12 protein-coding genes and 1 other RNA gene are annotated in these 14,981 nt (G+C 43.5%); 5 read left to right on the forward strand and 8 right to left on the reverse strand.

Translation table 11 applies throughout. The features are described 5' to 3' along the window. The first annotated feature begins 2 nt into the window (after positions 1 to 2). The gene (locus ACPD8L_RS07775) at positions 3 to 1,574 is read left to right on the forward strand and encodes a PepSY-associated TM helix domain-containing protein (protein ID WP_423942791.1); all 1,572 of its coding nucleotides are present in this window, start codon (positions 3 to 5) and stop codon (positions 1,572 to 1,574) included. On the opposite strand, the gene ACPD8L_RS07780 is transcribed toward ACPD8L_RS07775, so the two are convergent. After that, on the reverse strand, positions 1,575 to 1,940 hold the full coding sequence (locus ACPD8L_RS07780) for a DUF1801 domain-containing protein (protein WP_423942792.1): 366 nt from the start codon (positions 1,938 to 1,940) through the stop codon (positions 1,575 to 1,577). A gap of 109 nt (positions 1,941 to 2,049) precedes the next feature. On the opposite strand from ACPD8L_RS07780, the gene ACPD8L_RS07785 reads away from it, so the two are divergent. Continuing rightward, a complete protein-coding gene (locus tag ACPD8L_RS07785; protein WP_423942794.1) occupies positions 2,050 to 3,171 on the forward strand; it encodes an Sb-PDE family phosphodiesterase in 1,122 nt (373 codons plus the stop codon). On the opposite strand, the gene ACPD8L_RS07790 is transcribed toward ACPD8L_RS07785, so the two are convergent. Both ACPD8L_RS07790 and ACPD8L_RS07795 read right to left on the reverse strand, forming a co-directional pair. After that, positions 3,168 to 3,443 (reverse strand): hypothetical protein, encoded by a 276-nt coding sequence (locus ACPD8L_RS07790; protein WP_423942795.1) that lies wholly within the window; start codon positions 3,441 to 3,443, stop codon positions 3,168 to 3,170. The two genes, ACPD8L_RS07785 and ACPD8L_RS07790, sit on opposite strands and share 4 nt — an antisense overlap. Positions 3,444 to 3,521: 78 nt before the next feature. Then, positions 3,522 to 4,727: an NAD(P)-dependent oxidoreductase gene (locus ACPD8L_RS07795; protein ID WP_423942796.1), complete on the reverse strand. Its 1,206-nt coding sequence runs from the start codon at positions 4,725 to 4,727 to the stop codon at positions 3,522 to 3,524. A gap of 234 nt (positions 4,728 to 4,961) precedes the next feature. On the opposite strand from ACPD8L_RS07795, the gene ssrA reads away from it, so the two are divergent. Further along, positions 4,962 to 5,362, forward strand: a transfer-messenger RNA (tmRNA) gene (gene ssrA / locus ACPD8L_RS07800). Positions 5,363 to 5,398: 36 nt separating this feature from the next. Here the strand turns inward: ssrA and ACPD8L_RS07805 are convergent. Further along, positions 5,399 to 6,589 carry a n-acyl-d-glucosamine 2-epimerase gene (locus ACPD8L_RS07805; RefSeq protein ID WP_423942798.1) on the reverse strand — a complete coding sequence of 397 codons (1,191 nt, stop codon included), beginning with the start codon at positions 6,587 to 6,589 and terminating at the stop codon, positions 5,399 to 5,401. Positions 6,590 to 6,876: 287 nt separating this feature from the next. Here ACPD8L_RS07805 and ACPD8L_RS07810 point away from each other — a divergent pair, with 287 nt between their 5' ends. Then, complete coding sequence (locus ACPD8L_RS07810; RefSeq protein ID WP_423942800.1) at positions 6,877 to 8,118, forward strand: ROK family transcriptional regulator; 1,242 nt, start codon at positions 6,877 to 6,879, stop codon at positions 8,116 to 8,118. A 2-nt stretch (positions 8,119 to 8,120) separates the two neighbouring features. Here the strand turns inward: ACPD8L_RS07810 and ACPD8L_RS07815 are convergent, their stop codons facing one another. Next, positions 8,121 to 9,533, reverse strand: a complete 1,413-nt coding sequence (locus tag ACPD8L_RS07815; RefSeq protein ID WP_423942802.1) for a sugar porter family MFS transporter — start codon at positions 9,531 to 9,533, stop codon at positions 8,121 to 8,123. A 114-nt stretch (positions 9,534 to 9,647) separates the two neighbouring features. Beyond that, on the reverse strand, positions 9,648 to 10,724 hold the full coding sequence (locus ACPD8L_RS07820; protein WP_423942803.1) for a DUF4434 domain-containing protein: 1,077 nt from the start codon (positions 10,722 to 10,724) through the stop codon (positions 9,648 to 9,650). 314 nt (positions 10,725 to 11,038) lie between these two features. Between ACPD8L_RS07820 and ACPD8L_RS07825 the strand changes: the two genes are divergently transcribed. After that, positions 11,039 to 11,785 (forward strand): DeoR/GlpR family DNA-binding transcription regulator, encoded by a 747-nt coding sequence (locus ACPD8L_RS07825; RefSeq protein WP_423942805.1) that lies wholly within the window; start codon positions 11,039 to 11,041, stop codon positions 11,783 to 11,785. A 23-nt stretch (positions 11,786 to 11,808) separates the two neighbouring features. Here the strand turns inward: ACPD8L_RS07825 and ACPD8L_RS07830 are convergent, their stop codons facing one another. Both ACPD8L_RS07830 and ACPD8L_RS07835 read right to left on the reverse strand, forming a co-directional pair. Further along, entirely contained in the window at positions 11,809 to 14,313 is a 2,505-nt protein-coding gene (locus ACPD8L_RS07830) for a bifunctional glycoside hydrolase family 9 protein/polysaccharide deacetylase (RefSeq protein WP_423942806.1), read from the reverse strand. A 25-nt stretch (positions 14,314 to 14,338) separates the two neighbouring features. Beyond that, positions 14,339 to 14,980: a ChbG/HpnK family deacetylase gene (locus ACPD8L_RS07835; protein WP_116218516.1), complete on the reverse strand. Its 642-nt coding sequence runs from the start codon at positions 14,978 to 14,980 to the stop codon at positions 14,339 to 14,341. Position 14,981 lies beyond the last annotated feature (1 nt).

Raw genomic sequence — 14,981 nt, forward strand, 5'->3', positions numbered from 1 at the left:
CTATGGGAAACCGCATTTACAATATTTTGTTCCATACGCATACCGTGAGTGGTATTGTGATCAGTGTGGCACTCTATGTCATTTTTTTTACGGGATCTTTCTCTTTTTTCAGGGATGAAATTGCCAATTGGCAACGTGGACATTCCGTAAGTCAGGAAGATGCATTGCCCGGCAGCATGGATGGGCATCTTAACGACCTTTCCAAAGAGTACAATTTGTACGGTCGGGATGTGGAACTGCGACATTATTACAACGAAAGAAGTATTTCCGTAAACTTGGGGGCTTCCAAGGATTCATTGGCATCAGAAGAGGAAAAAACTCCCGTATTTTTCTATTTGGACCCCGAGGCCAAGACCAAGACCAATAATTACGCTAGCAATTACCATTTGGGGGAGTTCTTATACCGACTTCACTTTCTCGATCAGATTCCATACCCCTATGGCCGTTACTTGGCTGGATTGGTGGCTTTCTTTTTTCTGTTTGCGATCATTACGGGCATACTGGTACATTGGAACAAAATTGTCTCCAACTTTTATGTGTTTCGCCCTTGGGCCAAAATAAAAGCAATGTGGACCGATGCCCATACTGCCCTTGGGGTGATAGGATTTCCATTCCAGTTTGTATATGCCGTTACCGGGGCCTTTTTCCTGTTGAAGGGCATATTGATGCTTCCTCTTGTAGCGGGGCTCTACGATGGTGACCAAAACCAATTGTTTGAAGATTTGGAATACAACCACCCGGTTTACGAATTCCAGAACGAAAAACTGGACCAAACCATCAACTTGGACCAATATATTGCCGAGATGAAAGAAGAATGGGGTGATTTTAGGGTTACGGAGACCCATATTTTCAACTATGGCGACCAAAACATGCACGCCGCCATTAGCGGATATCTTGGGTATGACACCAAACTGAACGGTCTGGGATACCGTATTTATAAAATTGCCGATGGTTCCATAGAACAGGAGAAAGTACCTATTGCCCAAACTTCTTATTTGGATGGGGTAAAAAATATGATGTTCCGTCTCCATTTTGGCGATTACGCAGGCTATGGCTTACGAGTAATCTCCTTTATTCTTGGACTGGTTTCTTGCTTTGTCATCCTCTCTGGGATTATGATTTGGTTGGTGGCACGAGATAAAAAGAACATCCCGGAAAAACGCCGAAAGTTTAACCAACAAGTGGCGAATTGGTATATGGCCATCTGCCTTACCTTGTTGCCCGTTACCGCTTTGGAATTTATCATCGTAAAGTTTGCACCCACAGTAAATATGGGTTTCCTCTACCAAACCTATTTTCCAATTTGGTTGGTCGCAAGCGTGTTCTTTATCCTTAAAAAGGATATTGCCTTTACCAATAAATGGACCTTGATCTCTGGTGGCATTTTGGGCTTATTGGTTCCGATTGCCAATGGAATCACAACAGGCAATTGGATGTGGATAGCCTATCAAAATGGATATCAACATATTCTTTTGGTGGATTTGCTTTGGCTGGTTTTGGGTATTGCCTCACTTTGGATCGCTTTCTTCAAACTAAGTACAAAAAGGGCCAAACTGACGCCAACCAAAGGTTGATCATTTCCAAAAACCCTTATGGTTCACGGTTTCTGCATCTTTGATAACGGCTACAAAGACTTCAGCATCAAGATCCTCCAGAGTATGGTACCGAAGTGAACGCATTACTTTTCTACCCTCGGTGACCATTTTATCCAAATGAACGCTAAGGTGTGCCGAACTCCAAAAACCTACATCCACATAGCCTTTTTTAGGGGACACATTTAGGTAACAAAATGGTTTCCCCTTCAGATAATAGAAAGGAATGCGATACTTGTATTTGAGTTCCACATCAGGTACCTCGCTCTCCACCAAAACCTGCAGTTGCAGTAATATACTTTTAAAAGGTTCCTCTTGGTTGATGATATAATCTTCAGCTGGATTCATGTGTCAAAAATCAGAATTTGATTTCAATTCACCATTTCTTAACCCAAATAATTATTCCTGCAAAGTGATAATACCCAGCTGTTTCATACATTTGAAAAAACCAAAAACCATGAAACTCCAACCTCTCTTTTTACTCCTCTTTGCCTCCATTGTGATTTTTGCCCAAGAGCATTCGCACACCAGCTCAAGAGCGATGACCTTCCCAGATGTTCCCAATTATAAAACCCTAAAAACAGATTTCCATCAGCACACGGTTTTCTCGGATGGAAATGTTTGGCCCACCATTAGGGTATCGGAAGCCCTACGGGAAAATTTGGACGTGATTTCCTTAACCGAGCATTTGGAGTATCAACCGCATAAGGAGGATATTCCCCATCCCGATAGAAACCGTTCTTTTGAGTTGGCCTTGGCCGAAGCAAAGGACCATGACCTTTTGATCATCAATGGTTCTGAAATCACCCGCGGCGCCCCCATGGGTCACAACAATGCCATTTTTATCCAAGATGCCAATAAGTTGTTGCATGACAAGGCGGAAACTGTTTTTGGGGAAGCCAAAAAACAAGGGGCCTTTGTATTTTGGAACCACCCGGCATGGTATCCGCAATCTCCAAAAGGAAATCCCATTTTAAGCGATTTCCAAAAAGAACGTATCAAAAACGGGGAATTGCAGGGTATAGAGGTCATCAATATGGGAGACTACGCGGAAGAATCCTTGGCCTTGGCCCTAGAGAACAATCTTACCATTATGGGCACCAGTGACATCCATGGTTTAATTGATTGGGACTATACTGAAAAAGGCCATAATCGCCCCATTACTTTGGTTTTTGCAAAAGAAAAAACAGCGGAATCGGTTAAAGAAGCGTTGTTTGCAGGACGTACCGTTGCCGTATACAACTCCCTTTTGGTCGGGAAGGAAGAGAACCTATTGCCCCTGCTCAAAGCATGCATTTCCATTGAGGAAGCCACATACATCAACAAAACCTCCATTTTAAAGGTTACCCTAAAGAATTTATCAAGCAGTGATTTGATCTTTGAGAACCAGATGCCGTATACCTTTTACTCCAGTCCTGCAGTGTTCACCGTTCCAGCAGAGGGCACTAAAGTGATTCAAATAAAAACCTTGGAAAAACTGGATTCCCTATCCTTAAACCTAAAGGCGTTGGGAGCCTATGTAGCACCCAAACAGCATCCTATCGTTCAGTGGGACATTACCGTTGAAAACAAGGATTAAGCCACGGAAAAGAGTTCGTGTCCGTTGATTTCCGTATCAAAATCGATACGGATTTTTTCAATGTGGTCCGCTGGGGTCTTGTCCGAAATCCACACCCATTGGTTTTTCATATCCACATCAAAATGAAAACAGGAAAAATCGGTACAGCAATCCCCATCGAACTTGGATAGCAGAAACTTGGTAATTCTGGGCCTAAGCCTATATTCCATGTCTATGCATGCCCGTTTATCGGAGGAATCGGCATGGTCTGACAATATCCAATTGAACTTCATTTTCAGCAGAATAAGAGAATCAATATACTAAAAAATACGCTATGTTCCACAACGTGTTCCGTATACCGATGAAATGGGCTATTCCACCCCATCCACATATTTTTGGAGATAGGCGAATCGGGGCGTCAATTTTCCATTTTGGGTCATCCGGGCCCGTTCCAAAATACCATCCTCATCCCCATTGAAAAAAGCTGGGATCACATATTTGGAGAACGCCTCCCCAAAACCATTACTGGCATCCCTTGGCAATTCGCAAGGAAGGTTGTCCACCGCCATGACCGCTATGGCTTTGGCATCCATAAAGTCAATTTCCGTTTCCGAAATGGGGTCATAGCCATATATGGGATCGGCAATGGTTGATGGTCGTATAGTGGAAGCCACGGGACCATCTATATCACAACTGATATCGGCCACCACCTTAATCTTGAAATCAGGATGCCTTGCATCTTCCCTTGTATAGAGATATGGGGCGCCATCCCCATAAAAATGTCCTGCAATATAGAAGTCGGTCACTTTGGCAAAACGGAAGAAGTTGGATTGATATTCCTGAGGATTTTGAAAGAAATCGACCTTATTGCCACGCACCCCGTCCTTTCGTTTGTTGTATTCAGATGCATCAATCTGGCAGTATACGGGCTCTTGATAGGTTTTGTTCAGGTAATCGGAAACATTGACCCGCTTTATTTCCATGGCATCCAACATTTCCCGGGCACCATTACCTACCCTTCCCCTGCCGGTCAAAACAATTTTGATGGCGGGCAGTTTAATTCCTTTCAATGCTTTGATCAATGCTTGTTGGTCCTCCAAGTTCTCAGCCTTGGGCAAGTTAAACAGACCAAGCTTTAGTCCATAGGCCCTGATACCATTATAGGCCCCCACGATACCCGCATACCGGCCGAAAGCCACCAAACGTTGCTCTTTGACATTGGTGATCACTTCGTGATCGTAGAGTTCAATATTTTTTTCCAGAACGGCACGCAGCAAATCCCGATTATAGGGTTGCTTTTTTATGGTGTGCGAAAAGAAGAAATACTTTTTATGGGGAAGAAGGGCTTCAATGGGCACTTCCTTTACACCAAGCAATACATCACAGTCTTGCATGGTATCGGTTACGAGAATGCCCTTCTCTTGATATTCTTCATCGGAAAAGACCCTTATGGGGGAGGTTTCCACCTCAATTTGGGCATCAGGAAAGCTATCCAAGACTTTTTGACATTCCGCAGGTGACAAGACTACCCTACGATCTGGCGGGTTTTTCCGCTCACGTATAATTCCGAACTTCATACTACGCTTTGGTATAATTGTTGACCAAAATAAGAGTATTGGACAGGGTAAGCAAACTTTTTATCTTTTGAAGATATAAGTTACCTTTGCCAACCGCGTTAGGGATAGAGGCAAATACCAAGTATAGCCGATAGCCCGACCGCCTAGAGCGAAGCGAAAGGTGGAAACGCTAGTATTAGTTCTTTGAAAAAATTGAGAAAGATTCCTGCCTACGCAGGAATGAAATCTCATTACGGGGCCGACTGGTTTTGACAGCGAGACCAATGGCTATGTAAGCATGTCGAGCTATGGGAATGATGCTCGTTAATTCAATGTCTCAACTTTTTTAAATGGCGAGTCTAACTACGCTTTAGCTGCTTAATTGACTGAATTATAGTAAGTCCAAGCCTAGTCCCGCAAGGCGGGAAAGCTGAATGTCCCTTGGTAGCCCTTGTTGATGGCGACCTTTTTTGGGGCACCATAAAAGTCAACACCGGATTTTTGTGGCTTCGGCAAGAATCCTAAACTAAAGAAGCTAAGTGTACGATAGGCGGTCCTTGGTCGGTCGTGCATCGAAAATTGAACTTGGACTAAGCATGTAGAAAGCCTAGTTATTGCTTGTTTGGACGAGGGTTCGAATCCCTCCGGCTCCACAAAACATTAAACCTGTAAATCTCTGATTTGCAGGTTTTTTATTTTATTTGGTTTTCCAACTTGGCCATCAATTCCCATAAATACAACACCCCTCTTGGCACATGGAAACACCCCTTCCATTTTCCGCCCTTCAGGTGATGTGTCACTTTACCTTCCCTGGACAAATAACCAAGCCATTCCCCTTGATCTTCATCCACAAAATGTGCCCATGTATACTCATGTAGTGTCATCAACCATTTCCAACAACGCACATCACCGGTCAAATAATACCCTTTTGCACAGGCTATCATGGCTTCGATATGGGGCCACCAAAGTTTATGGTCCCATTCCAATTGCTCGGGAGGGTGGCCTTTGAGGTCCATAAAATAAAACAGCCCTCCGTATTCTGAATCCCAACCGTACTCCAATGTGGATATCACGGCATCCGTGCACTTTTGAATGAGTTCCCTATCATTTTGCCGCTCGGCAATGTCCATTAAAAACCATAGGGTTTCCAGTCCATGCCCCGGATTGACAAGTCTGCCTTGAAATGTATCGCTGAAACTACCGTCCCTACCCACATTCTCCATGATCAGGCCGTATTCCGGCTTATAAAAATAGGATAGGATCTTATTTTTGACACTGTTAAGCTGATCGTCCACCACCTTGGCATCCAGAATATGGCTGAGTTCCAATACTAAATTACTCAGGATCATGGGCAAGCTTAAACTTTGCAGCTCCCTGGTACCTGGATATGTCTTTTCGTATTTTCCTTTTGGATTATCCTGTGCATCAAGGATGTTATAAAAAGTTTGGGTTGCTATGGCAGTGTGTTCGGTTTTTTCCGTGATTTTCCCCAGCTGGCCAAATGCCATGGATGCAAAACAATCCGAAAAGATATTATAGGGCTGCACCAAAGGACTTCCTTTTTTATCCAGGGAAAAGTACCATCGTCCAGAATCGCTTCTACCGAATTTCTGCAAAAAGTCGGCACCATGGAGCGCTATATCAAGCCAACTCCCCCTAGGTTCAACCTCATTGTAAAGTTTGGCAAACATCCACACCTGCCTACATTGAAGCCATACAAACTTATCCGTATCATACACACTCCCATCCACACCCAAACAGGTGTAAAATCCTCCATCCTCTTTGTCAATGGAATGTTTCTCCCAAAAAGGCAGGACATACCCCAATAAATTTTCCTTGTAAATCTCCTTGTACTTTCCAAAATCTTCTTTTCCTATACCCAAAACCTGTAGCCTTTAATTTTATTTTTCTTGTATTTCTTGAGCGACACCAAACAATATTAAATTTTTAATCTTAATTATCCAATAGTTAATAAATTATTTTATTAATATAATTGTGTGAGATGAAATCAAATTCGTTTGACAATCCTTTTAAAACACTACCCGCTAACATCTTAGCAACCACCCATGAAAACCCACCAACAAAACCGCCCTGTTTAGATAGTCCGTTTTTATTGTCATTATAGTTTTCTTACTATTTTTATCATCGCTCCCGGTCCAAAAAAGAAAGAATGAAACAAAACAAGCATAGTATTTTCAACGATATTCCGGACGAGCAAAAAAGCGGTGTCGTTTTTAAAAACCATCAGCTTAAAAAAAAGATCATTCGACTGCTGGACAAAAAAGGAGCCACAACGATCAACGACATCTCAAAAAAATTCAATTCCAGCTCCCCCAAGGTAAACAAACTCATCCAAGAGCTCATAGATGAAGGGCTCATTGAAGATCTTGGCAAGGCAGAGACCGACGTAGGCAGACGCCCCCACCTTTATGGGCTCATTGGTGATTCCATGTATTTTTTAGGGGTTGATTTAGGACACAACTCCATAGAAATTGGACTAATGGACTTCAATGAGAATCCCATCCATTTTTCCAAGGACATTGAATTCAACTTGGAAAACTCAGAAAAGTCCTTGCTTCAATTGTGCGACATCATCAACCATTTTATAGACAAAAATGCCGATTGGAGGAACAAAATTGTACGCATCGGCGTCAACCTTTCCGGCCGTGTAAACCATTTAAGCGGATATAGCCACAATTTTTTCAACTTCACAAAAACCCCATTAAGCAGCATCCTTGAAGAAAAAATTGGAATCCCCTGTTTTATTGAAAACGACACTCGGGCCAGGGCATTTTATGAATTTTACAGCCACAAATCCAAGGACAGCGGAAACATCCTTTACATAAATGCAGATTATGGTCTGGGACTGGGCGTACTTGCCCAAGGGAAGCTTTTGTATGGAAAATCGGGCTATGCAGGAGAGTTTGGGCATATCCCTTTTTTCGATAACGAAATTATCTGCATATGCGGTAAAAAAGGCTGCCTGGAAACGGAAGTTTCAGGAAGGGCCCTTGAAAAACAGTTCAAGGACAAACTCAAGGAAGGGCAATCCTCATCCCTGCAGCATAGCTTTGAGAATCTTGATAATATCAGAATGGACGACATTATCAAAGCAGCCAACAATGATGACACCCTAAGCATTGAACTTATTGGAATCATGGCCGAAAAACTCGGAAAGGGAATCACTACCCTGATACATTTATACAATCCGGAACTCATCATTTTTGGAGGTGCCTTGGCGAAATCCAAAGACCATTTCTTTCTACCCCTCCAAATGACCGTCAACAAATACTCCCTAAGCATTGTAAGGGCCGACACACAATTGGAGCTATCAAAAGGTGACGAGGGAGCCGGAGTACTGGGTGCCTGTTATTTGGCAAAACACAAGGTTTTGAATCCAAACCCCTCCTAACTTTATTGTTCCCAAAACCGCTCTATCTCCTCAAGGGTCTTGCCCGTTGTCTCCGGAACCAGTTTCCATATGATGTACATGTAAGGGAAACACATTACCGCAAATAACACAAAGGTTCCCTGGGGGCTCAACACCTCCAAAAGCCATGGTGTCAACTGCCCTACGATAAAGGTTCCCGTCCAAAGCGAAAATCCCGCAATGGACATGGCCATACCGCGAATCTTGGTTGGGTACATCTCGGAAAGCAGCACAAAAATTACTGCGGAAATGGAAATGGCCGTAAAGAAAACATATGCCAAGAACAAGATCAACAACACATAGGATGGGATATTCCATTCAGAAGCTTTAACAAAGTAGCCCGAGATCAGCAGTAACGTAAGTATCATCCCGGTCACACCAAAATACACCAGTTTCTTTCTCCCCACCTTGTCAATGATGTACAACGCGAGAATAGTGGTAAGTACATTGACACCCCCAACGAATACTTGATAAAACAGAGCATCCCCACCAGACATCCCACTTTGTTCGAAAATAGTGGGACCATAATACAGCACGGCATTCACACCCATGAACTGTCCCAATATGGCCACTGCGGCACCAATGAGTATCGCCTTCAAGAAATTGGGCTTCAACAACAGCCTCCAATTTCCTTTATCCGCCTCACCCAAAGAAACCTTCATCTCATGTACTTCTTCCTGAATTTTCGAAGGAGAACTGTAAATCTTACCCAGCACCATTGTCGATTTATTTTCATCACCCCTAAAGAACAACCATCTGGGACTTTCCGGCAAAAGGAATACCATCAATAAAAAGAGCAGCGCAGGAAACGCTTCCATGCCCAACATTCCCCTCCATACCTCCTCCACAAGCAATTTATTCCATTGAGCTCCTTCAAGTTGGCCAACGCTATCCGAAAAATCGAGCAACTCGAAATTCACAAGATATGCCGCCAAAAAACCGACGGTAATCGCCAATTGGTACAAGGTGACCATTGCCCCCCTGTATTTTGCAAAAGCTATCTCCGAAATATACATTGGGGAAATGATCGATATCATCCCAATACCAATCCCACCACATATCCGAAACGAGACAAGCTGGAGCATATCCGTTGCCAACGCGCAACCTACCGCAGATACGAAGAAGAAAACGGAGGAAATCAACATGGCTTTTTTTCTGCCGATCAAATCACTAATGTAGCCGGCGGCCAACACTCCACCAATAGAACCTATCAAAGCTGAACTTACATACCACCCTTGCAAGACGGAATCCAGTTCAAATTGCGAAGTCACCATGGTTATGGTTCCCGAAATCACCGCAGTGTCGTAGCCAAAAAGAAACCCCCCAAGGGCCGCCACAGCCGAAATAAAAACCACATACCCCAGATTGCCTTCTTTGCCGATTTGATCAAGATTCATAATACACGCTTAATGAACTGCAACTTAATGATATTTATTTTTATAATAATCCTTATTAATAATTTTTTTTACAAATTCAAATACACAAAACCGCAACACTCGTCTTCCCAAAGTTTATATCCCAAAATACTCCCTATATCGGTTATATAGATGACCCGCTTGGAGATATGCCGATTGCGGGCTCATGAAATGCGAAAACTCGAAGGTAATGGCCTTATGATAGTTTGCCCGTTGCGCCGCTTCGAGCTTCATTCTCAGCTTATCAAATTTTATAGGGAAAAATTTTATGGGCATATCCCTACTAAAGGATTCAGCATTCGTCCAACACTCTATTCCATAGCGATCGGCCAATTTTTTGTTTACTTCAAAGAAGGCATCCAATTCATCATAATCAATATGCCCGTCTTGAAAGGCACAGGCATCCACGACTTCATGGATTCCGGAAAATATTTCGTCCCACTCTTTTTCATGCTCCACAACGGACACCGCTTCGGATTTGGTCAGAGTTCCCGAAGCCGCGGCCACGGCCTTTTTTCCATCTATCCAAGGGGAAATCAATGTGGGCAGTCCGCCAGAGACCTCTTTACACTGTTTGCCCAACTTGTGAAAAGATGTAATGGCGCCCTTGGTCCTTCTGCTGATCTCACCACTTAAGTACCAGCCCTGAAAACTTTTGTACCGACTACCATAGTTCTTCCAAACCTCATCGATTACATACAGATTGGAATCGATTTCCTTGGTCAGATCCCCAGTATCCCAATATTCTCCTGAGTCGTATAGACCGAAATAGAACTTCATTTTATACTTTTCCGCAAGCCGAAGAAATAACTCCAATAAGTCTACCGAAGGCCTATAACACCCTTTTGAAAGAAGATATTCCGAGGGATAGGTGATAAACTTCCTGTAACCGGACCTGATCATGATCACCGTATCTATCCCAATTGCCTTCATATGCTGAAAATCCTTTTCCCATTCCTTTTCACCCCAATTCTGATGGGGAATATCATGGGATATTTCATCCAAGAAAGTGCCCGTTATCTGTAGCCCCTGTTGCTTCGGAACTATCAAATTTGATTCTTCATGGACAACCCCAGGCTCTGAGGCATTTAAATACGGTTCTGCAAATAAAGCCGTTCCACCGAGCACGGCATTCTTCATAAATTGTCTACGCTTTGAATCTTGTTTTCCCATAAAAAGTTTTTAGTATTCTTCAATCAAGTTTAAGTGAGTTATTTATAAGGTCGGGAGAAATGTGGCATCAAGGCGACTCCAAATAATCCGAGTCACTAAAATATACAATTCACCCCACACATGGTCCGCCATAAAAGAATCCATTTAATAGATCTATTTGAATTGTTGACAATACCCAAAAACCCGCATCATCTGCGCAATATTGATGTATTTTCCCTAAAATCATATGCAATGACCATCAAAATCGCATCAAAATGCACGTATTCCATGTAAATAGTCCTGCAAATCCTTAGTTTAGCATTTTATTCCACGCAATGAACAAGGACAAAAGACAAGACATCATTCTCAATCTGGTCAATTCCAAAAGAAAAGTGTATTCCAATGAATTGGCCATGGAGCTGAATGTTTCCGAAGACACCATACGAAGGGACTTGAACAGCCTTTCGGCCGAAGGTCTCATTAATAAGGTGCATGGCGGAGCCATCAGCAAGACCCAAAAATATTACAGCTACAATCACAACCTTATCATCAACAACGACAAAAAGGAATCGATTGCCAAAAAGGCGGTGACCCTTATTGATGATGGCGCTTCCATGATCATAAGCGACGGCACAACCAACCTGACCATGGCACGTTTTCTGCCCAACGATATCCGGGCTACCGTTTACACCTATTGTTTGCCCATTGCCATGGAATTGGCCAATCGCCCCAATATTGAACTTTTCTTTTTGGGCGGAAAAATCAACAAAAACTCTTTGGTCACCATTAGTTTGGACGTTATACAAAAAATCTCCAGGCTCAAGGTCGATTACGCCTTTGTGGGAACAGGGAGCATCACCCCATCCGGCATTACCGAAGGCTCCTATGAGGTAGCCAGCATTAAACGGGAGTTTGTGGCCGCTTCGGACCAGACCATTTCCTTGGTTACCTCGGACAAACTCGACCGAAAACAGAGTCATATTGTATGTGACATTGATGAAATCTCCACCCTTATCACCGATTTGGACCCTACGGACAAGAGGTTGGACGAGTACCGGGCCACAGGCGTTACACTACTCTAGAACTATAAAAACACTTTCCGTCGTCACGGATTCTTTTTATCCAACACCTCGGCCAAGGCCACAAAATCGTAGCCCCTACCGTTCAAGGCAATTATAAGCTCTTCCAGCTTGGCATACAGTTTATCCGTGCGTTTGGGGTCCGTGCCCACATGCGTCAAAAGCAAGAAACCATTCAACCCCTCCTTTGCTTCATAAGCTAAAATGGATTCCATGATCTCATCACTGCCCCGGTAGTTTTTCATATCTGGAGTGGTGTAATCCGCATGGGAAATGGTCCCGGGCGTGTAATTGATCAAACTCAGGTCCAATTGGTTGGTCCATTGCGTAATTTCACTACTGTTCCACTCGTAAGGAGGCAAGAAAAAGGGAGCATCCTCTTTTTGCACCCCATGTTGCGCCATGATTTTATAATTGTCCAACAAATCTTGCTGAAACTCTTCTTGGCTTACCAACAGCATCTTTTGGTCAGACCAGTCATTGTAGAGCAAATGCTTATCCGAATGTGCTCCCAAGTAATGTCCTCCGTCCTTTAGTTTCTTGATCAAGCCTGCATACTTTGGATTTCGATAAAAATTCCCTGTAAAAAAGAACGATCCCTTGATTTGATGTTTGTCCAACACCGTCAATATAGTGGGCAACCCATCGGCATATTGATCTCCGGTAAATGTTAGGTTGATTTTCTTTTCGGAAGTGTTCCCACGTATCAAAGCTCCGCTATCATCATAGGTGAAATTCGCTTTTTGATGCCCAGTTTTTTGGCTTTTGGATTCCATGGAAGATAAATAATATACCAAAGAGGCTGTCCCATCCATGGTGGGCTCGTTGGTGGAATAATCCCCAACATCATCATGATAGACCACCAAATCGGACTGAAACTCTGCATAACTATCATCCTCTTCCAACTTGATACCGATAAGGCTATTGAAAATGGAACCATACACAGGTCCATCCACCAACCCTCCATAGGTAGCATATCCCTCCAGCACGGTCAAGGATGAATGGGGTTTTACAGGCGAATCGGCGTGCTCTGGCAACCCAACGATCATACTTGTTCCCCATGGATTACACCCGAACAACCAATCCCTGAGCGCTGCTTCCATTTCCAAATAAGTGTCATCCCCGGTAAGTTCATGGTACATATGCGATTGTGTTACCGCGGCGGTGACAAAGTTATTGGAACACCACACAAAGGGCGTTCCTATGAGGAAAGCATTGTCTTTTCCCCGTTGCCGAATGGCCTCCAGACCTTTTTTGTAGAGTGCGGCCATATCCTTGGCCTTTTCTTTTTTTCCTGAAACACCTAGCTCAAAATGTCCAGCATTCAAAAAAGGGTAATATTGGTAATGCCGAACGGTATCCCTTCCCATCCATGGGGAAACCTGTTCTTGATCGGCAAAATCAATCCCTTCCCTTTTATACCTATCATCTCCTGTAAGATTGTACAGGGCCCCGGCAGCCAGTTCCATATCATCATACCAGTTTTCCTCTTCATAAAAATAAGGCCCCTTGCACGGTGCCGTCTGACTGACCCCTGGATTCTTTTTGCCATACTTATAAGCATCCACCGCCCGGGAAAGAAGATCCTCGGTATAATCTGGGTAGAATTCTTTCAATATCATCCCTCCCATGGCAAAAGAAGAGGCAAACTTACCGGCCGTGGAAGCCACCCCAGTGGAGCGGTTTTGATATTTTTTAAGTCCTTGCTTTTCAGCAGAGGCCAAATAGACTGGCCTACCCTTTCTGTTCTCGTCGTAAACCACAGTGTCCTTGTTGGGCAAACGGTACCCAGCATGGTCCCTGTCATCCGCAATTTGGTTGTAGTACTCTTCTGGGGAAGGGTTCATTTTTTTGAGCCAATCCATCCCGAACTTGGCCTCATCAATCACATCGGGAATGCCATTTTTTCCCGGGAGTCCGTTGGCTTGGAACCTATCCCCGAATGCTCCCGGGTTTTCCCTGTAGGCCAACAACAATTGGTATACCGCATTGGCCGAAGTAGCCGTGTATTGCAAATAATCCGTAGCATCATGCCATCCGCCGGTGACATCAATGCGTTCCCCTTCCCTTTTGGGGTTATAGATGATATAACCATCATCCAAATGGCACGAATCCGTTAAAAATGGATTGTATCCGCAGCGCTGTTGCCGCATATATTTTAAAAGAAAATCCGCCGTGTTGTCGTAAACATCGGCGTTGATATCAAACTCTGGGGAGGTAATGCCATTGGCCTGAACAAAATACTTTCCAGTTCCCTCAAAGTCACTAAAATCCAACCGATACGATGATTCAAAAGGGCCGTAAGCACCCTTGGGCGTCACTTTTTTGGATGAATACACCTGTTTTCCCGTAACCGCATCCACCAAGGAAAATGATATTACGTCCATATTTGCTTTGGACCCCAATACCGCCACTTTTATGGATTGGGGCAAATACCCCAAATTATTTATCCGTATCCAAGATTTTTCCTCTTGGGCACTACCCAAGGTCAAGCAAAAAAGAAAAAGAACCAACAGCTGCCTGTTTTTCATATCAAAAAGTAGTTTAACGATCCAATCAATCCTTTTTAAGGTCATTGAAGTTGATCAAATCAAAATTATAATTCAAATAGTCCCTATGGATTCTCCCAATATGGTCAATATCCCATTGTCTGTCCCTATTAAGACTGGAATAGCAACTGGGGTCATAGGTACCGGGGTGAAAGACCAACTCATAGGTCTTTCCCTTTTTCAGTCCCTTTAGCCAATCATCTATTTCCAAAAAATCCTCCACGGAACCATAAAAATATTTTTTGTCCGGCATCACCACTCCCCTAAAAGCCTTACCATGATTCCGGAACGGTAATCCTTTCTCGCGACAAAACTTTGCCACAATGGAGTGGTACTTGGTGTGCAAATGCTCTTTGTGCACATCCAAATGGCTAGGAGCTATACCAAAAATATCGATGAATTTCTGGTATTGCCCCTCCACTTGTTCCCTATGCTTGTCATACGTGAACTCAACATGCAGACCAACGCTGATATCACTGTATCCATTTAGATATTTTAGCTCCTTCACCGTTGCGGCCTGGCTATCCGAAATTCGGTTTACCATCACCGTTGTGGAAGTGATTTTCTTTTCCAACAAAAGTTGGATGATACTCCCATTGAAATGATCGCTCATTCCAAAATCATCCGCGTTGATTATCAAGTACGCCATG

Source organism: Flagellimonas algicida (genome assembly GCF_049629585.1).
Lineage (GTDB): Bacteria > Bacteroidota > Bacteroidia > Flavobacteriales > Flavobacteriaceae > Flagellimonas.